Source organism: Pseudomonas neuropathica, from assembly GCF_015461835.1.
GTDB lineage: Bacteria > Pseudomonadota > Gammaproteobacteria > Pseudomonadales > Pseudomonadaceae > Aquipseudomonas > Aquipseudomonas neuropathica.
In genome coordinates, this window is record NZ_JACOPX010000017.1 from 129,621 (window position 1) to 149,236 (window position 19,616).

The 19,616-nt window shown below is 60.5% G+C and carries 15 protein-coding genes; 7 read left to right on the forward strand and 8 right to left on the reverse strand.

What is annotated here, in order from left to right; genetic code table 11:
• From H8F23_RS23670 to H8F23_RS23700, 7 genes are read right to left on the reverse strand one after another with little or no spacing between them, the layout of a single operon-like run.
• Window positions 1–993, reverse strand: coding sequence for a vWA domain-containing protein (locus H8F23_RS23670; protein ID WP_194935982.1), 993 nt, complete (start codon window positions 991–993; stop codon window positions 1–3).
• Window positions 980–1,579 carry a DUF4381 domain-containing protein gene (locus H8F23_RS23675; protein ID WP_194935983.1) on the reverse strand — a complete coding sequence of 200 codons (600 nt, stop codon included), beginning with the start codon at window positions 1,577–1,579 and terminating at the stop codon, window positions 980–982. Before H8F23_RS23675 ends, H8F23_RS23670 begins: the two co-directional genes overlap by 14 nt.
• Window positions 1,576–2,511, reverse strand: coding sequence for a DUF58 domain-containing protein (locus H8F23_RS23680; RefSeq protein ID WP_194935984.1), 936 nt, complete (start codon window positions 2,509–2,511; stop codon window positions 1,576–1,578). Before H8F23_RS23680 ends, H8F23_RS23675 begins: the two co-directional genes overlap by 4 nt.
• Window positions 2,508–3,488 (reverse strand): AAA family ATPase, encoded by a 981-nt coding sequence (locus H8F23_RS23685; RefSeq protein WP_194935985.1) that lies wholly within the window; start codon window positions 3,486–3,488, stop codon window positions 2,508–2,510. The genes H8F23_RS23680 and H8F23_RS23685 overlap by 4 nt, the downstream gene beginning before the upstream one ends.
• Window positions 3,489–3,510: 22 nt before the next feature.
• Window positions 3,511–4,461, reverse strand: coding sequence for a SphA family protein (locus tag H8F23_RS23690; RefSeq protein ID WP_194935986.1), 951 nt, complete (start codon window positions 4,459–4,461; stop codon window positions 3,511–3,513).
• 12 nt (window positions 4,462–4,473) lie between these two features.
• Window positions 4,474–4,674, reverse strand: a complete 201-nt coding sequence (locus tag H8F23_RS23695; protein WP_194935987.1) for a hypothetical protein — start codon at window positions 4,672–4,674, stop codon at window positions 4,474–4,476.
• Between the two features lie 10 nt (window positions 4,675–4,684).
• Window positions 4,685–5,473, reverse strand: a complete 789-nt coding sequence (locus tag H8F23_RS23700) for a hypothetical protein (protein WP_194936007.1) — start codon at window positions 5,471–5,473, stop codon at window positions 4,685–4,687.
• A gap of 651 nt (window positions 5,474–6,124) precedes the next feature.
• Here H8F23_RS23700 and H8F23_RS23705 point away from each other — a divergent pair.
• A complete protein-coding gene (locus H8F23_RS23705) occupies window positions 6,125–6,493 on the forward strand; it encodes a DUF6124 family protein (protein WP_194935988.1) in 369 nt (122 codons plus the stop codon).
• A 174-nt stretch (window positions 6,494–6,667) separates the two neighbouring features.
• Here the strand turns inward: H8F23_RS23705 and H8F23_RS23710 are convergent, their stop codons facing one another.
• Window positions 6,668–7,093 carry a YciI family protein gene (locus H8F23_RS23710; protein ID WP_016987526.1) on the reverse strand — a complete coding sequence of 142 codons (426 nt, stop codon included), beginning with the start codon at window positions 7,091–7,093 and terminating at the stop codon, window positions 6,668–6,670.
• A 341-nt stretch (window positions 7,094–7,434) separates the two neighbouring features.
• On the opposite strand from H8F23_RS23710, the gene tpx reads away from it, so the two are divergent.
• The 6 genes from tpx (at window position 7,435) to H8F23_RS23740 (ending at window position 19,604) form a co-directional block, all read left to right on the forward strand.
• Window positions 7,435–7,935 (forward strand): thiol peroxidase, encoded by a 501-nt coding sequence (gene tpx / locus H8F23_RS23715; RefSeq protein WP_194935989.1) that lies wholly within the window; start codon window positions 7,435–7,437, stop codon window positions 7,933–7,935.
• A gap of 175 nt (window positions 7,936–8,110) precedes the next feature.
• Complete coding sequence (locus H8F23_RS23720; protein ID WP_194935990.1) at window positions 8,111–9,418, forward strand: MdtA/MuxA family multidrug efflux RND transporter periplasmic adaptor subunit; 1,308 nt, start codon at window positions 8,111–8,113, stop codon at window positions 9,416–9,418.
• Window positions 9,415–12,516, forward strand: a complete 3,102-nt coding sequence (locus H8F23_RS23725) for an MdtB/MuxB family multidrug efflux RND transporter permease subunit (RefSeq protein WP_194935991.1) — start codon at window positions 9,415–9,417, stop codon at window positions 12,514–12,516. The genes H8F23_RS23720 and H8F23_RS23725 overlap by 4 nt, the downstream gene beginning before the upstream one ends.
• A gap of 142 nt (window positions 12,517–12,658) precedes the next feature.
• A complete protein-coding gene (locus tag H8F23_RS23730) occupies window positions 12,659–15,766 on the forward strand; it encodes an efflux RND transporter permease subunit (RefSeq protein WP_194935992.1) in 3,108 nt (1,035 codons plus the stop codon).
• The gene (locus H8F23_RS23735) at window positions 15,763–17,232 is read left to right on the forward strand and encodes an efflux transporter outer membrane subunit (RefSeq protein ID WP_194935993.1); all 1,470 of its coding nucleotides are present in this window, start codon (window positions 15,763–15,765) and stop codon (window positions 17,230–17,232) included. The genes H8F23_RS23730 and H8F23_RS23735 overlap by 4 nt, the downstream gene beginning before the upstream one ends.
• Window positions 17,233–17,522: 290 nt before the next feature.
• Window positions 17,523–19,604 (forward strand): putative bifunctional diguanylate cyclase/phosphodiesterase, encoded by a 2,082-nt coding sequence (locus H8F23_RS23740; protein ID WP_194935994.1) that lies wholly within the window; start codon window positions 17,523–17,525, stop codon window positions 19,602–19,604.
• Window positions 19,605–19,616: the final 12 nt, after the last annotated feature.

Below are 19,616 nucleotides of genomic sequence, written 5' to 3' on the forward strand. Positions count from 1 at the left end.
TCAGGCCTCCTGCCGCTGACGGACAAACGCCAGACGCACACGCAGCAACGCGCCGAGATGATACAGCCCCAACAGCGCAACCGCCGCGCCCAGCGGCCAGTAGAACAACTCGCGTTGCGGTTGATGGCTGAGGGTTTTCACCTGGTGCGGGGTGAGGCGATCAAGGGTGCTGTAGACCTGATCCAGTGCGTTGCGGTCTTCGGCGCGGAAGAACTGGCCGCCGGTGGTTTTCGCGATCTGTTCCAGCGCCGACAGGTTGACCTTGGCCTCGCCGGACGCGCTCGGGTCGCCGATACCGATGGTGTGAATGATCACGCCTTTGTTGGCGGCCATTTCTGCGGCGTGATCCGGGGTGATTGCACTGCTGGTGTCGTTGCCATCGGTGAGCAGGATTAGCACCTTTTCCTGCTCATGGGCCTGATCGAGCAGCTTCAGGCTCAAACCGATGGCATCGCCGATCGCGGTATTCGGGCCGGCCATGCCGATACCGGTGTCGGCCAGCAGCAGCGAGAGGCTGGCGTGATCGAGGGTCAGCGGCGCCTGCGGGTAGGCGCCGGTGCCAAACACGATCAGACCGAGACGGTCATCCTTACGTTTGTCGATGAAGCCTTGCACCACCTCTTTGACGGCGGCGAGACGATTGATTTTCTCGCCGTTGGCGTTGGTGAAATCTTCGGTTTCCATCGACTGCGAGAGGTCGATGGCGAGCATCAGGTCGCGCACCGGTTGATGCTTTTCTATGGGTTTTTCCACGAACACCGGGCGCGCGACGGCCAGCACAATCAGCGCCCAGACGAGGATATTCAGCAGCAGTTGCCAATGATTGCGTCGGCTGCCGACGATGCCCGGTGCCTCACCGACGGCCCTGCTCATGGCCGCAAAAAACGGCACGCGCACGGCGCTGCGGGCCTCGTTGTAGGCAGGCAAATAGCGGTAAGCCAGCCAAGGTAATGGCAGGAGGAGCAACAGCCAGGGGTAATCAAGCTGCCACATGGTGATGCTCCATCCACGATTGGCAGGTGTCGAACAGCGCCTGACGTTGCGGCGCGGGGAGGGCGCGCAAGGTGTCGTCGGGGGCGTAGGCGAGTTGTGCGAGTTGGGCGCTGAAGTCTGCCGGGAGCGGCTTTTTGCAGTGGCGCTGCAAGAACATTTGCCAATCGTCCCTTCCCAACGCCGCAGCTCCTTGTAGGAGTGAGCCTGCTCGCGATGGCGTCCGATCAGTCGATGAATGTGTTGAATGCGATGACGCTATCGCGAGCAGGCTCACTCCTACAGGGGTTGTATTCCAATGTCGGGATTTTGTCGGCATCGATAGGGCGACGCGTTTGAGCAGCTCCGGCAGTTCGCGCAAGGCATTGAGGTCATCACTGCGGCTGCGCAATTGCGCCAGACGCGCCAGGCCTTCGCGCCGATAAGCGTCTCTGCGCCATTGTAGATAGCGCCGAATGCCGATCAACAACGCGGCCAATATCAGCAGGGCGAGCAACACCCACCATCCCCACGTCTGCGGCGCATAACTGACCGGCTCGGGCAGGCCCAGCTCTTTGAGCTGTTCAATGCTCGGGACATTCGGGTTCATCGCCGTGCTCCGGCGCTTTTGCCCAGCTCGGCACGCAGTTGCGCATGGGCCTCTTCGGCAGTGCTGAACATCATCAGCGGCACCTGACTGCGGCGCAGCAGGGTGGCGACATCCTTGAGCCGTCCGCTGAGGAAGTCCCCCAGCGGCTGATGCACGTTGCGCTTCTCGATGGCCAGTTCCACCTGCAACTCGCCCTGGGTCACCAGCAGCCGACCGTTGTTCGGCAGTTTCATCGCCAAGGGGTCGTAGACCTGCAGCGCAATCACATCGTTGTGCGCCGACAATTGCCGCATCAGTTGCAAGGTGCGCTCGCCAGCCCCGGCGAAGTCGCTGACGATGCAGATCAAATGGTCGTGCCCGGCCAGAGCAAGGCAACGCTGCAAGACCTTGTCCAGTTGGTCCTCGTCTTCAGCGTCCGGGTTGGCCGCGCTCAGTGCCTGATTCTGTTCGGCGATACGGCTGAGCAAGGCTTCCACGCGTTTGCGGCTGCGCAGCGGCGCAATGCTGTCGATGCGCTGATCGTTGAACACCAGCCCGCCGACCCGATCGCCGGCGTTGAACACCATCCACGCCGCCAGTGCCGCGAGTTCGGCGCCGAGGGCCGATTTGAAGCTGCGTTGCGAGCCGAAGAACATCGACATGCGCTGATCGACGACGATCAACGCCGGGCGGTCGCGCTCTTCAGTGAAGGTGCGCACCACCGGTTTGCCGGTGCGCAGCGAGGCGCGCCAGTCGAGGTGACGCAAATCATCGCCCGGCTGATAGCGGCGCAACTCATCGAAATTCAGGCCACGTCCGCGCAGGCGTGAAGCATGGTTGCCGGCGAGGATGCTGCCCCGAGGCTGACGGGCGAGAAAACTCAGGTCACGGGCCTTGAACTCCAGCGCCATCAATTGCGCGAGAGAGACGTAGACCAGACCTTCGTCGTTCATGCCGGAATCGCCACTTTGTCGAGAATCCGGTCAAGTACCTGATCAGCACTGACGCCGTCGGCCACCGCGTCATAGCTCAATTGCAGGCGATGGCGCAGCACCGGGTGCACCACCGCGCGCACGTTGTCCGGCGAGACAAAGTCCTGACCCTGCAGCCACGCGTCGGCGCGGGCGCAACGGTCCAGGCCAATGCCGCCGCGTGGACTGGCGCCGATGGCAATCCAGCGCGCGAGGTCTTCGTCGTAATCGGCGGGGTGGCGGGTGGCGTTGATCAGGTCGATCAGGTAGCTGTCGATGGCCGGAGACACGTGCACGGCGCTGACTTCTTTACGCGCGGCGAAGATCACCTCCTGCGTCAGGCTGAAACCCTTGGCAGATGCAGTGCTGGCGCCCTGCGCGAACTCTTCGTTGCGCAGCAGGCGCAGCACCTGGCTTTCGTTTTCGGCGCTCGGGTAATCGAGCAGGACTTTCATCAGGAAGCGGTCCATCTGCGCTTCCGGCAGCGGATAGGTGCCTTCCTGTTCGATCGGGTTTTGCGTTGCCACCACAATAAACAGGTCGGGCAGGGCATGGCTGTTGCCGGCCACCGTAATCTGGCGTTCTTCCATGGCTTCGAGCAGTGCCGCCTGCACCTTGGCCGGCGCGCGGTTGATCTCGTCGGCGAGGATCAAATTGCCGAACAACGGCCCCGGCTGGAAGCGGATTTCATTCTTGCCTTCGACCTGATGCAGCACCTCGGCACCCGTAATGTCCGAGGGCAACAGATCCGGGGTGAACTGGATGCGGCTCATCTTCGCGTCGAGGTGTTTGGCCAGCGCCTTGACCGTGCGGGTCTTGGCCAGCCCCGGCAGACTTTCCAGCAACAAGTGACCGTTGGCCAACAGGCCGAGGAGGATCTGGCGGATCACCTGATCCTGCCCGAGTACGGCTTCGGCGATGCTGGCTTGCAGGGCGTTGAGGTCGGTAAGCGCAGTCATGGGGCAGTCCTTTGTGTCCGGTCTAGAAAAAGGCCAGGGTCAGATTGACGCTGAAGCCGTTGCCTTCAGGGCGGTTCTTGGTGTCGAACTCCGGCACCCAGCGCGCACTGATGTTGGCTTGCGCATCGGCGAATTTACCGGCCCAGCCGATCACCGGGCCGGCGCCCACCGAGCGTCCGCGATAGCCACTGAACGTGTCGGCGGTCTGGCCTTTGTCATCGGTGAGTTGCTGGATGTAGCCGGCCGCAATACCCGCGCTCCAGCCATCGCCAAAACCATGGGTCCACAGCGCGTCGAGGGTGAAGATGTTGCCGTTGCGATAGTCGGTGGCGTCGTTCTCGGTATAGAACTCAAGACCGCTGGACAGCGTGAGTTCGCCACCCTTGCCATCCAGGTGGGTGAACGCCACGGTCGGCATGAAGGTGTAGTTGTTCTGCCCCGGGTTGGCCAGGCGATCCTTGTTGTAGGCGCCGGTTGGCACGTAGATCGGCAGCGAAAACGAGATGTGGTTCAGCTCATCGAAGTGGTAGCCGGCGGCAATCGGCGTGATCAACGCGTCGGCGAATTGCGTACCTGAGTCACTGTCACCCAACGTCCGTCCGCGCGGGCCGGTGATGCTGGCTTTGATGTCGGTGTATTGCACGGGAATGCCCACAGCCGAGGCGTAATTCCAGCGGCCCTTGCCGGTGTCCCAGACATGAGTGAAGTTGGCCATGGTGTAGGAGACTTTCATGTCGATCCCGCCGCTGACTGCGCCGGAAATCGGTGCTCCGCTACTGCCCTTGAGCGAGCCGTCGTACCAGATGCTGGTGAGCGACATGACCCAACCCGGCTCGGGCGGGACGATCCCGGCGTTGGCAAATACCTGCTGGCCGGTGATCGGGCGGCCGACACCGCCCTCTGCTGCGTAAAGCAGAGGACTGCCGATCATGCACAGCGCCAACAGCGGGCGCACAACGTTGGGCTTGATCATTAAAGGCTCCGCTTATTGGTTTGAATTGAGCGTATTGAGCAACGGCATTTTCCATTCACCACTGGCGACTTCCGGTTTCGGTATATCAAGGCGAAAAATCCCCTGTGCCGAGCCGTGTGGTGTCGGCGGGCAGTTGGGCTGCTGGGCGCCGACGCCACAGCTGACAAACATGGTCATCAGGCCGTATCCGGTGGCTTTGAAAACAGCGTGCATGGCGTTTTCCTTATTTGCCGAATGTCACATTGATGCCCGTGTACACCACGAACTGCGGCAGCCCGTCGCCCTTGCGGTCGACCGTCCACTGCGGCTCGACGAAAGCGTTGAGGATGTTGCTGCCGGACTTCCAGGCTTTGCCGACACCCAGACCGAGCGGGATGTAGTGCGTGTCGTTTTTCAGGTCGAAAGTCCAGGTGCCCGTGGAGCGCAGGTACCAGCCTTTTTCCAGGTTATGGATGATGAACGGCTGCATGGTTGCGCTCTCGACATGGGCGCGGTCGTTGTCGCCGGCAAACGAACTCTGGTACTGCACCAGCGCGCCAAGCAGACCGCGCGGCGAGGCGTCGATAGCCACGGCGGCGAGGCCGCCTTGCCATTTGCCGGTACCGAGTTCGTCCTGTTCGGCGGTCGGCGCAGTGATCAACGGGCCTATGCCCAACTGCACGCCTTCGGTTTTCAGAATGAAGATATCGAACAGGTTCAGATCGCCGATGCCGGTGCTGTAACCGTTGTGCGGATCGGGGCGGGTGCTGATCGGCAGCGTGGCGCGGACCAGTTGCGGCACGCCGATGAAATCGTTCGGCGCGATCGGCAGGGTGCCGCGCAGCAACACGTCATTGGTGTGCGCGTTGCTGTCGTAGAGTTTCGGAGTGTAGTAGTCCTGCAGATTGGCGCCGGGCGCCACGTTCAACGGGTTGTTGCTTTTGTTGGAGTCCTCGGCGTTGTCCGCCTGCGCGCCACACGCAGCCGCCAGCGAACTCGCCAGAAAAAGAGCCTTCCCCACTCGATTGACCATCATCCCCGATTCCTTGGTGGCTTATGGATAACTCGGCACTTCTCGGCCGTTACGGCGTAATCCCTTTCTTATCAAGCCTGTAGGACACGTCTGAATGACGCTAGCAGCTAATCGGGGGTTAGCCAGCCGAATGGATTAATTCTTTGGTTTTGTGTACGGGTTCACAGGTGATTGTGTACCAACTATTCAATTGCTTACGGTGTAGGAGCTGTCGAGTGAAACGAGGCTGCGATCTTTTGATCTTGGTTTTGTGGATCAAAATCAGAGAATCGTCCGGTCGCGGGTTGAGCTCTCGGCAACTCCTACCTATGCGTATTTCAATTCGGGATGTTTAAACGTTGTTTCGAATTTGCGGAACGTTCCCACAAGGTTTTCAGGTTGTCCGTCGGACGTCGGGTCTCTAGCCTGTGTTCGTCGCTGCCAAATCAGCGACCGGGACTGGAAACCCCGACGGGTATTAGTGGCGCGTACACGCCTTTCATAACGTATCCTTGCGCACTTCGAATGTGTGCACTCCGTTATGGCGGCTGTGCGCGGGAGACCTTCGGGTCGACCGGGTCGCCGCTGCCCGGGTTTCCAACCTGCGTACAGCTGCCACCTCTTCGTCCGGAAACCGAATGGGACAGCTCCAACTTTCAGCGGAGTTACACCATGAAAAAACCAACACCCAATCCCCCAGAATCAGACGCCGACAGCACATCCCCCTACGCCTCGGTCGACAGTAAAAAACTCCACGAAGCCGCCGACCGCGCCCTCGATTTCTACCTCAACCCCTCCGCCCACATCATGTCCAGCGCCAACGAGCCGGAACCCATGTACCTCGCCAATCCCAGGTACAACACCGAATCCCTGCTAGCCAACGCCAGCGAAACCCTTGGCTCGGCCAGCGAAATGCTGATCAACTTCGCCGCCTCGCTGGAAACCTCGCACCGCAAGACCGCATTGGGCATCGCACAGGTCGTCATGCTGGGCGAACTGGCCGTCAACCAAGCCCTCGATCACGTCGAACTCAATGACTGATCTCTGTTGAATGATCGTTCCCACGCTCTGCGTGGGAATGCAGCCCTTGACGCTCTGCGTCAAATTCGCAAGCTGGAACGCGGAGCGTCCCTTGAGGCGTTCCCACGCAGAGCGTGGGAACGATCAGAATCAAAAGATCGCAGCCTTCGGCAGCTCCTACATGTGATGTCCGGTTTAGCTGTTTTTCTTGGCCTGTTCGCGAACGCGTTCTTCCTGCGCACGTGCTTCGGGGGTGAATTCGGCGCCGAAGTCTTCGGCAGAAAATATCTGGCGGATTTCAATATCAGAATCGCCTGACATGGGGTTAGGGCAACGCTTGACCCATTCGATGGCTTCTTCTTTTGATTTCACTTCCCAGATCCAGTAGCCCGCCACCAGTTCTTTGGTCTCGATGAACGGCCCGTCGATAACCGTGCGTTTGTCACCGGAGAAATGCACGCGAGCGCCTTTGCTGCTCGGGTGCAGGCCATCGCAATCGATCAGGATGCCGGCCTTGACCAGTTCTTCGTTGAAGTTGCCCATCGCGGTGATCAGCTCTTCGCTGGGCATGATGCCGGCTTCCGAATCGGCGCTGGCTTTTACAAGGATCATGAATCGCATGGCGTTTACTCCGTGGATTGTGGGGATTCGTTGTTTAGTCGAACGAGCCACACTTGAATCGACAGGGTCTCTGGTAAAAGTGCGGAGAATTTTTCACACCGCAGATCCATTGTAGGAGTGAGCCTGCTCGCGATAGCGGTGTGTCAGTCAACATTTGCGTATATGAAAGACCGCTATCGCGAGCAGGCTCACTCCTACAGGGGAATTGCGCTAGTTTTGTATACAATTTTTCGCGCGGGCACCCAACAATTTCCAAACAGGGCATAGGTCGTCGGACCATTTCGTGGTTAACTTCGGCCTCTTGCATGCTTTCCAATCAAAACATCAGAAGGACTCAAGTCATGGCTCAAGTCACCCTCAAAGGCAATCCGGTTCAAGTCAACGGCCAGTTGCCACAAGCCGGTTCCAAGGCGCCAGCCTTTTCTCTGGTTGCCGGCAATCTGTCCGACGTCACCCTGAAAGACTTTGCCGGCAAGCGCAAAGTGCTGAACATTTTCCCAAGCGTTGACACCCCGACCTGCGCCACTTCGGTACGCAAGTTCAACGCTCAGGCCAGCGAAGTGGCTAACACCGTGGTGCTGTGCATCTCCGCTGACCTGCCGTTCGCCCAAGCGCGTTTCTGCGGCGCTGAAGGTCTGGAAAACGTACAGAACCTGTCGACTCTGCGCGGTGCCGAGTTCATCGAGAACTACGGCGTGGCCATTGCTGACGGCCCACTGAAAGGCCTGACCGCTCGCGCCGTGGTGGTGCTGGACGAAAACGACAACGTCCTGCATAGCGAACTGGTCAAGGAAATCGCAGAAGAGCCTAACTACGAAGCGGCGCTGTCCGTTCTCAAGTAAGCGCTTTTACAATTGTTAACGGCCTGGCCCTGTCCAGGCCGTTTTCATTTGTGTATCAGTGTTTTGCCTCACACCTTGAAACGTAAGTTGAAGGTAAATTGCCGGTAAAGCTGCTTTGCTATTTCCCCACCAGTGCTTATCGTTCAGCCTCCCGTAAAAGAAGCCCACGCGCCCAATGGTTAATGACTCCATGCAATCGTCCCCTCGTAACTCCCGTCGCTGGCTGATCAGCCTGCTGGTCTTGTTGGTGATCGCCGTCCTGTGCTGGAAATTCTGGCCCGCCGGTTCAGCCCACAAAGAGGGCGCCGACAAAGCGGCGGCCGGGCACACCGGGCGTTCGGGGATGATGCGGCCGGGCTTCGGTGGCGGCACCGGGCCGATTCCGGTGCGCGTGGCGCCGGCGGTTACTGGCGACTTCCCGCTGTACTACAAGGCGCTGGGCACGGTGACCGCGCTCAACACCATCAATGTGCGCAGCCGGGTGGGCGGCGAACTGGTCAAGATCAATTTCGAAGAAGGGCAGATGGTCAAGGCCGGTGACCTGCTGGCCGAGATCGACCCGCGCCCGTACCAGAACGCGTTGCTGCAAGCCGAAGGCACGTTGCTGCAGAATCAGGCGCAACTGAAAAACGCTCAGGTCGATGTCGAGCGTTATCGCGGTTTGTACAAAGAGGACAGCATCGCCAAACAGACGCTGGACACCGCCGAAGCGCTGGTCGGTCAGTATCTGGGCACGGTCAAGACCAATCAGGCCGCGGTCAACGACGCCAAGCTCAATCTCGAATTCACCAAGATCCGCGCGCCGATTGCCGGCCGTGTCGGTCTGCGCCAGGTCGACGTCGGCAACCTCGTCACCGCCAATGACACCACGTTCCTCGCGGTGATCACCCAGACGCAACCGATCAGTGTGGCTTTCACCTTGCCGGAAAACAGCCTGGAAACCGTGCTCGCCCGCTATCGCAGCGGCGCCAAGCTTCCGGCCGAGGCGTGGGACCGCGGCGACAGCAAACTGCAAGCCACCGGCGTTCTGCAAAGCCTCGACAACCAGATCGACGTTGCCACCGGCACCCTGAAGTTCAAGGCCCGCTACGATAACCGCGATCAGGCGCTGTTCCCCAACCAGTTCGTCAACGTTCACTTGCTCGCTGACACGCTGAAGGGCGTGGTGCTGGCACCGTCGGCGGCCATCCAGTTCGGCACCAACGGCACCTTCGTCTATGCACTGGATGGCGACAAGAAAGTCACCATTCGCCAATTGAAGATCGGCGCCAGTGATGGCGAAAACACTGTGGTCACCGAAGGCCTGGCCGCCGGCGACCGCGTGGTGCTGGAAGGCACCGACCGTCTGAAGGAAGGCAGCGAAGTGGAAGTGGTCAACGACAGCAACCAAGTGCCGACCACTCCAACTGAACACCTGCAAGGCAAATCTGCTGCCACCCCGACTGACGCTGCTGTCACCGACAAGGCCAAGAAGGGCGCATGAACATTTCGCGGCTGTTCATCCTCCGACCGGTAGCCACCACCCTGAGCATGCTGGCCATTGTCCTGGCCGGCCTGATCGCTTATCGCTTGCTGCCAGTTTCTGCGCTGCCACAAGTCGATTACCCGACCATCCGCGTCATGACCCTGTATCCCGGCGCCAGCCCGGACGTGATGACCAGTGCTGTCACCGCACCGCTCGAGCGCCAGTTCGGGCAGATGCCGGGCCTCACGCAAATGGCCTCGACCAGTTCCGGTGGTGCTTCGGTGCTGACCCTGCGCTTCAGCCTCGACATCAACATGGACGTCGCCGAGCAGCAGGTGCAGGCCGCGATCAACGCCGCGACCAATCTGCTGCCCACCGATTTGCCGGCGCCGCCGGTGTACAACAAGGTCAACCCGGCGGACACCCCGGTGCTGACTCTGGCCATCACCTCGAAAACCATGTTGCTGCCCAAACTCAATGACCTGGTCGATACGCGCATGGCGCAGAAAATCGCCCAGATCAGCGGCGTCGGCATGGTCAGCATTGCCGGCGGTCAGCGTCAGGCCGTGCGCATCAAGGTCAACCCGGAAGCGTTGGCGGCCAACAGCCTGAACTTGGCGGACGTGCGCACCTTGATCAGTGCTTCCAACGTCAACCAGCCGAAGGGTAACTTTGACGGCCCGACGCGGGTGTCGATGCTCGACGCCAACGACCAACTGACCTCGCCCAAGGATTACGCCAACCTGATCCTCGCCTACAAGAACGGCGCGCCGTTGCGGCTCAAGGACGTGGCGGAAATTGTCGATGGCGCCGAGAACGAACGTCTCGCTGCGTGGGCCAACCAGAATCAGGCGGTATTGCTGAACATCCAGCGTCAGCCGGGTGCCAACGTCATCGAGGTGGTCGACCGTATCAAGGCACTGCTGCCGAGCATTACCGACAACCTGCCGGCCGGCCTCGAAGTGACGGTGCTGACGGATCGCACGCAGACCATCCGCGCCTCGGTCACTGACGTGCAACACGAATTGCTGATCGCCATCGCCCTGGTGGTGATGGTGACGTTTCTGTTCCTGCGGCGCGCCAGTGCCACGATCATTCCGTCGGTGGCGGTGCCTCTGTCGCTGATCGGTACTTTCGGCGTGATGTATCTGGCCGGCTTCTCGGTCAACAACCTGACCTTGATGGCGCTGACCATTGCCACCGGCTTCGTGGTCGACGACGCCATCGTCATGCTTGAGAACATCGCGCGCTTTATCGAAGAAGGCGACAGCCCGATGCAGGCCGCGCTCAAAGGCGCCAAGCAGATCGGTTTCACCCTGATTTCCCTGACCCTGTCGCTGATCGCGGTACTGATCCCGCTGTTGTTCATGGCCGACGTGGTCGGGCGGCTGTTCCGCGAGTTTGCCATCACCCTGGCCGTGGCGATCCTGATTTCGCTGGTGGTCTCGCTGACCCTGACGCCGATGATGTGCGCGCGTCTGCTCAAACGCGAACCGGAAGAACACGAGCAGGGCCGTTTCTATCGGGCCAGTGGCGCGGTGATTGACTGGATGATTGCCGAGTACGGGCGGATGCTGCGCTGGGTGCTCAAACACCAGCCTCTGACCTTGCTGGTGGCCATCGCTACGCTGGGGTTGACCGTATTCCTTTACATGGTCGTGCCGAAAGGCTTCTTCCCGGTGCAGGACACCGGGGTGATTCAGGGCATCTCCGAAGCGCCGCAGTCGATCTCCTTCGCCGCGATGGGCGAGCGTCAGCAGGAACTGGCGAAAATCATTCTGCAAGATCCGGCGGTGCAGAGCCTGTCGTCCTACATCGGTGTCGACGGCGATAACGCCACGCTCAACAGCGGCCGCTTGCTGATCAACCTCAAGCCCCATGGCGATCGCGATCTAAGCGCCACTGAAGTGATTGCGCGCCTGCAACCGCAATTGGACAAACTGGTCGGCATCCGCCTGTTCATGCAGCCGGTGCAGGACCTGACCATCGAAGACCGTGTCAGCCGGACCCAGTATCAGTTCAGCATGTCCTCGCCGGATTCCGAACTGCTCAGCCAGTGGAGCGGGCGACTGGTCGAAGCGCTGGCACAACGTCCGGAATTGACCGACGTTGCCAGTGATTTGCAGGACAAGGGTTTACAGGTCTATCTGGTGATCGACCGCGATGCCGCCTCACGCCTTGGCGTCTCGGTGGCGAATATCACCGATGCGCTCTATGACGCTTTCGGCCAGCGGCAGATCTCGACCATTTACACCCAGGCCAGCCAGTACCGCGTGGTGCTGCAAGCCCAGGCCGGAGAGAAGATCGGCCCGCAGGCGCTGGACCAGATTCACGTCAAGACCACCGATGACGCACAGGTACGCCTGTCGAGTCTGGCCCATATCGAGGAGCGTCAGGCGCAACTGGCGATCACCCATATCGGCCAGTTCCCGGCGGTAATGATGTCGTTCAACCTCGCGCCCGGTGTGGCGCTGGGGCATGCGGTCGACATCATCGAGCAGGTGCAGAAAGACATCGGCATGCCTGTCGGCGTGCAGACCCAGTTCCAGGGCGCGGCCGAAGCGTTCCAGGCTTCGCTGTCGAGCACCTTGCTGCTGATTCTGGCGGCCGTGGTGACCATGTACATCGTGCTCGGCGTGTTGTACGAAAGTTACATTCACCCGATCACCATTCTCTCGACCTTGCCGTCGGCGGCCGTCGGTGCCTTGCTGGCGCTGCTGCTCAGCGGCAATGACCTGGGCATGATCGCGATCATCGGCATCATCTTGCTGATCGGTATCGTCAAGAAGAACGCGATCATGATGATCGACTTCGCCCTCGATGCTGAGCGCACGCAAGGCATGGCGCCGGAACAGGCGATCTATCAGGCGGCGTTGTTGCGCTTCCGGCCAATTCTGATGACCACCCTGGCGGCGCTGTTTGGTGCGGTGCCGTTGATGCTCGCGACCGGTTCCGGCGCTGAATTGCGTCAGCCGCTGGGTCTGGTGATGGTCGGCGGTCTGCTGGTAAGCCAGGTGCTGACGCTGTTCACCACGCCGGTGATCTACCTGTATTTCGACCGCCTCGGCCGGCGCTTTGGCAAGACCAATGCGGATGCCGAAGAGGTGTCGGTATGACTTTGCATCACCACATAACCTGTGGGAGCGAGCTTGCTCGCGAAAGCGGTCAGTCAGTCACTAACGATGTTGGATGTGCCGGCCTCTTCGCGAGCAAGCTCGCTCCCACAGGGTTGGGCGGTGGAGCAGAGGATCGTGGTCAATGAACCTCTCCGGTCCTTTCATCAAGCGCCCGGTCGCCACAATGCTGCTGAGCCTGGCGATCATGCTGCTCGGCGGTGTCAGCTTCGGCCTGCTGCCGGTTTCGCCGCTGCCGCAGATGGACTTCCCGGTGATCGTCGTGCAGGCCAGTCTGCCGGGCGCGAGCCCGGAGGTCATGGCGTCCACCGTGGCCACACCGCTGGAGCGCTCATTCGGCGCAATCGCCGGCGTCAACACCATGAGCAGCCGCTCCAGTCAGGGTTCGACCCGGGTCATTTTGCAATTTGATCTCGACCGCGACATCAACGGTGCCGCGCGGGAAGTGCAGGCAGCGATCAACGCTTCGCGCAATCTGCTGCCGAGCGGCATGCGCAGCATGCCCACCTACAAGAAGGTCAACCCATCGCAGGCGCCAATCATGGTGCTGTCGCTGACCTCCGATGTGCTGGAAAAAGGTCAGCTTTACGATCTGGCCTCGACGATTCTTTCGCAGAGCCTGTCGCAAGTGCAGGGTGTCGGCGAAGTGCAGATCGGCGGCAGTTCGCTACCGGCGGTGCGCATCGAACTCGAACCACAGGCGCTGAACCAGTACGGCGTGGCGCTCGACGATGTGCGCAAGACCATCGCCGATGCCAACGTGCGCCGGCCGAAGGGTTCGGTCGAGGACGGTCAACGCCTGTGGCAGATCCAGGCCAATGACCAGTTGGAGAAAGCCAAGGATTACGAGTCACTGATCATCCACTACGCCGACGGCGCCGCGCTGCGCCTCAAGGACGTGGCCAAGGTCAGCGACGGCGTCGAAGACCGCTACAACAGTGGTTTCTTCAACGATGACGCGGCGGTGTTGCTGGTGATCAACCGCCAGGCTGGCGCCAACATCATCGAGACGGTCAACGAGATCAAGGCGCAATTGCCGGCCTTGCAAGCGGTGTTGCCGGCCAGCGTAAAGCTGAATCTGGCCATGGACCGCTCGCCGGTGATCAAGGCGACGCTGCATGAAGCTGAGATGACCTTGCTGATTGCCGTGGCGCTGGTGATTCTGGTGGTGTTCCTGTTCCTCGGTAATTTCCGCGCCTCGCTGATTCCGACATTGGCCGTGCCGGTGTCGCTGGTCGGCACCTTTGCGGTGATGTACCTCTACGGCTTCTCGCTGAACAATCTGTCGCTGATGGCGCTGATCCTTGCTACAGGATTGGTGGTCGACGACGCCATTGTGGTGCTGGAGAACATCTCTAGGCACATCGACGAAGGCGTCAAACCGATGCAGGCCGCGTACCTCGGGGCCAAGGAAGTCGGGTTCACCTTGCTGTCGATGAACGTCTCGCTGGTCGCAGTGTTCCTGTCCATTCTGTTTATGGGCGGCATCGTCGAGAGCCTGTTTCGTGAGTTTTCCATCACCTTGGCCGCAGCCATCGTCGTGTCGCTGGTGGTTTCGCTGACGTTGACGCCGATGCTTTGCGCCCGTTGGCTCAAGCCGCACACGCCGGGGCAGGAAAATCGCCTGCAACGCTGGAGCCGCCGCACCAACGACTGGATGGTCGGCAAGTACGCCACCAGCCTCGATTGGGTGTTGTGTCACCGGCGCCTGACCTTGCTCAGCCTGCTGATCACCGTCGGTGTCAACGTCGCGCTGTACGTGGTGGTGCCAAAAACCTTCATGCCGCAGCAGGACACCGGCCAGTTGATCGGTTTTGTGCGCGGCGACGACGGCCTGTCGTTCAGCGTGATGCAGCCGAAAATGGAAATCTTCCGCCGCGCAGTGCTCAAGGACGAAGCCGTGGAAAGTGTCGCCGGGTTCATCGGCGGCAGCAACGGCACCAACAACGCGTTCATGATTGTGCGTCTAAAACCGATCAAGGAGCGGCAACTGTCGGCGCAGAAAGTCATCGAGCGTCTGCGTAAGGAAATGCCCAAAGTGCCCGGTGCGCAGTTGATGCTGATGGCCGACCAGGATCTGCAATTTGGCGGCGGTCGCGAGCAGACCAGTTCGCAATACAGCTACATCCTGCAAAGCGCCGACCTCGGCGAGTTGCGTAAATGGTTCCCGAAAGTGGTCGCGGCATTGCGAGCCCTGCCCGAACTGACCGCCATCGATGCCCGCGAAGGCGCCGGGGCGCAACAAGTGACGCTGATTGTCGACCGTGACCAGGCCAAACGCCTCGGTGTCGACATGAACATGGTCACCGCTGTGCTGAACAACGCCTACAGCCAGCGGCAGATCTCGACGATCTACGACAGCCTCAACCAGTATCAGGTGGTGATGGAGGTCAATCCGAAATACGCCCAGGATCCGGTGACGCTCAAGCAAGTGCAGGTGATCACCGCTGACGGTGCGCGGGTGCCGCTGTCGACGTTCGCTCATTACGAAAACAGCCTGGAAGACGACCGCGTCAGCCACGAAGGCCAGTTCGCCTCCGAAGACATTTCCTTCGACATGGCCGAAGGCGTGACGGTGGAGCAGGGCAGTGCCGCAATCGAGCGGGCGATTGCCAAGCTCGGCCTGCCGGAAGATGTCATCGCGAAAATGGCCGGCACTGCCGATGCCTTCGCCGCGACGCAGAAGAGCCAGCCGTTCATGATTCTCGGCGCGTTGCTGGCGGTGTATCTGGTGCTGGGCGTGCTGTATGAAAGCTACATCCATCCGCTGACGATTCTGTCGACCCTGCCGTCGGCCGGTGTCGGCGCGTTGCTGTCGATCTATGCGCTGGGCGGCGAGTTCAGCCTGATCTCGCTGCTCGGGCTGTTCCTGCTGATTGGCGTGGTGAAGAAAAACGCCATTCTGATGATCGACCTTGCGCTGCAACTGGAACGGCATCAGGGCCTGTCGCCGCTGGAATCGATCCGCAGCGCCTGTCTGCAACGGCTACGGCCGATTCTGATGACTACGCTGGCGGCGATTCTCGGTGCCTTGCCATTGCTGCTCGGCCGGGCCGAGGGCGCGGAAATGCGCCAGCCGCTGGGCCTGACCATCATCGGCGGGCTGATCTTCAGTCAGGTGCTGACGCTTTACACCACACCTGTGGTTTACCTCTATCTCGACAAGCTGCGCCATCGTTTCAACAAATGGCGTGGCGTGCGTACTGACGCCGCTCTGGAAACTCCGCTATGACTGACCGTTCGCTTATCAATCTGGCCACTGTTCGGGGCTCGCGCTTGCTGAGCCTGTCACTGTGCGTGGCGATGCTCAGTGCCTGCGCCGTCGGCCCGGACTATCAACGTCCGCAAACCGCTGAAATCACCCAGTACAAGGAAGCCGCTGGCTGGACCCAGGCCAACCCGAGCGATTCGCTGGCCCGTGGCGCCTGGTGGGAGTTGTACGGCGATCAGCAGCTCAACGGGCTGATCGAAAAACTCAACAATTCCAACCAGACCGTCGCGCAGTCGGAAGCCCAGTACCGTCAGGCTCAGGCCTTGGTGCGCAGTGCTCGCGGAGCGTTCTATCCCAGCGTTGACTTGAGCTTGGGCAAGACCCGCTCCAGCCAAGGCACCGGCAGCAGCAGTTCGAGCCTGAGCAGTTCCTCCAGCGGCATCCGCGACACCTATAACGCCGAGCTGGGCGTCAGTTGGGAAGCCGATGTCTGGGGCAAGCTGCGCCGTGGACTGGAAGCCGATGAGGCCAGCGCCCAGGCCAGTTTTGCCGATCTGGCGGCCATGCGCCTGAGCCAGCAGTCGGAGCTGGTGCAGAACTACCTGCAACTGCGCGTGATCGATCAGCAAAAACGTCTACTCGAAGCCACGGTTGCCGCTTACGAACGCTCGCTGAAAATGACCCAGAACCAGTACCGCGCCGGCGTTTCCGGGCGCGATGCGGTAGCGCAGGCGCAGACGCAACTGAAAAGCACCCAGGCTGATCTGGTCGATCTGATCTGGCAGCGCGCGCAGTTTGAAAATGCGATTGCCGTGCTGACCGGGCAAGCGCCGGCGGATTTCAACATTGCCGAAGTGCAGACCATTCCAAAGCTGCCGCAGGTGCCGTTGAGTCTGCCCTCGCAGTTGCTTGAGCGGCGTCCGGACATCGCTTCGGCGGAGCGTTCGGTGATTGCCGCCAACGCCAATATCGGCGTGGCCAAAGCGGCGTATTACCCGGACCTGAGCCTGAGCCTGAGCGGCGGTTACAGCAGCAGTACCTCGCAGAACCTGGTCAGCCTGCCGAACCGTTTCTGGTCGGTCGGGCCGAAACTGTCGTTGCCGATTTTCGATGGCGGCATTCGTTCGGCAGAAGTCGACCGCACTGAAGCGGTGTACGACCAGACCGTGGCCAAGTACCGCCAGACCGTACTCGACGGTTTCCGCGAAGTGGAAAACTATCTGGTGCAGTTGAAGGTGTACGAAGACGAAGCGGCGGTGCGCCAGGAAGCGCTCGATGCGGCCCGCGACTCCCTGCGCCTGACGGAAAATCAGTATAAGGCTGGGTTGATTGCCTACATCGATGTGGTGGTGGTGCAAGCGACAGCGTTGAGCAATGAGCGCAACGTGCTGAACATCCTGCAAAGCCGCTTGATTGCCAGCGTGCAGCTGATTGCCGCGCTGGGCGGCGGTTGGGATGGGCAACTGGACGTGAGCAACTCCAACTGATTCCATGCCCCTTGTAGGAGCTGCCGGAGGCTGCGATCTTTTGATTTTGCTGTTAACGACAAGATCAAAAGATCGCAGCCTCCGGCAGCTCCTACGGGTATGTGTTTCAGTTTTGAGCAAAGCTGTGAACGCTGCGCCAGAGCCTTGTCGGACGATCGAACAAGCGTTTCATCGGCTTGATGGCCAATTGCTTACTTTGTCAGTGCGTTCTTCTGCGTAATCAGTACAATCGCCGCATTTGCCCGACCGAGAATGGACGCAGTCCGCGTTGGGTGGCCACGAGAAATCCCATGCTCATCGGTAGTTATTCCTCCACCCTGGTTTTTATTTCGTTGTGCGTGGCGATTCTCGCTTCCTACACTGCGCTCGACCTCACCGGTCGCATTGCCACGGCCAAGGGCCGGGCGGTGCATTTCTGGACCGCCGGTGGTGCGTTTGCCATGGGCATCGGCGTCTGGTCGATGCATTTCATTGGCATGCTCGCCTTCAAACTGCCGATCGACCTGGGCTATGACATCGCCCTGACCGCGCTTTCACTGTTGATTGCCGTGTTGTCCTGCGGGTTCGCGTTGTGGCTGGTCAGCCAGCCGAAACTGCCGGTTCTGCAACTGGCCTTCGGTGCGCTGATCATGGGCGCCGGGATCAGTGCCATGCATTACACCGGCATGGCGGCGATGCGCATGACGCCGGGGATCGACTACGACCCGACGCTGTTCGGCGCTTCGTTGCTGATTGCGGTCGGCGCATCGGCAGCGGCACTGTGGATTGCCTTTCGCCTGCGTCAGCACTCGCCGTATGTGCGCCTGATTCGCGGCGGCGCAGCGGTCATCATGGGCATCGCCATTGTCGGCATGCATTACACCGGCATGGCCGCCGCGCAATTTCCAGACGGCAGTTTCTGCGGTGCCACCGTCAACGGTTTGAAGGGCAGCGGCCTCGATAGCCTGGTACTGATCACCACGCTGGCGGTGCTGTCGATTGCCTTGCTCACCTCGATCCTCGACGCACGGCTTGAAGCGCGCACTGCCGATCTGGCGCATTCGTTGACCGTCGCCAACCGTGAACTTACGCAGTTGGCGCTGCACGACACCCTGACCGGCCTGCCGAATCGCATGTTGCTCGACGACCGGATCAATCAGGCGATGAAAAAGGTCAACGAGCAGGGCGGCTGCTTTGCCTTGATGTTCATCGATCTGGACGGCTTCAAACCGGTTAATGATGCGTTCGGCCATCACATGGGGGATCAGTTGTTGCGCGAAGTCGGCGTGCGCCTGCGTGAGGACTTGCGCAGCCTCGACACACTGGCGCGGATTGGTGGCGATGAATTCGTGTTACTGGTGCGCCTCAGCGAACCCAATGATGCGCTGGGACTGGCGGCACGTCAGGTCGGTCTGATCGCACAATCATTCCGCGTTGCCGAGCATGACTTGCAGATCTCCGCCAGCGTCGGCATTGCCCTGTATCCGGGCAATGGCCAGACCGCGCAGGAATTGCTGATGAACGCCGATGCGGCGATGTACCACGCCAAGGGCGGCGGCAAAAACGGTTACAGCTTTTTCGATGCGTCGATGAACAACAACGCGCGCAAGCAGTTGCAGTTGTTGCAGGACCTGCGCGCGGCGCTGGAACACAGTCAGTTCAGCTTGCATTACCAACCCAAGTTCGACGCCGCCAACGGCCGTCCGGTCGGGGCTGAAGCGCTGTTGCGCTGGGAGCACCCGATCCACGGCATGCTGATGCCGGACAAGTTCATTGACCTGGCCGAAAAATCCGGGCTGATCATCCCGATCGGCGACTGGGTGCTCAACGAAGCCTGTCGCCAGATGCGCGAATGGTACGTGCTCGGTTACACCGATTGGCGTATCGCGGTGAACCTGTCGGCGTTGCAGTTCTGCCACACGGGACTGGTGCGCAGCGTGGCCAAGGCGTTGGCCACTCACCACTTGCCGGCCAATAGCCTGACCCTGGAAATCACCGAAACCACGGCCATGAGCGATGCCGATGCGAGCATGATGGTGTTGCAGGAACTGTCGGACATGGGCGTCGACCTGTCGATCGATGATTTCGGCACCGGTTATTCCAGCCTGATGTACCTCAAGCGGTTGCCGGCCAACGAGCTGAAGATTGATCGCGGTTTTGTGCGCGATCTGGAGCATGACAGCGACGATGCGGCGATTGTCTCGGCGATTGTCGCGTTGGGGCAGGCACTGGGTTTGCGCATTGTCGCTGAAGGTGTCGAGACCGGTGTGCAGCAGGCGTTTCTGACTGAACTGGGCTGTGACTCGTTGCAGGGTTATCTGCTCGGGCATCCGATGCCGGCGGAAAAATTCATGCAGGATATTGCGCGCAGTGAGCAGTCAGCGGCGGTCTGATCGACCGCGTTA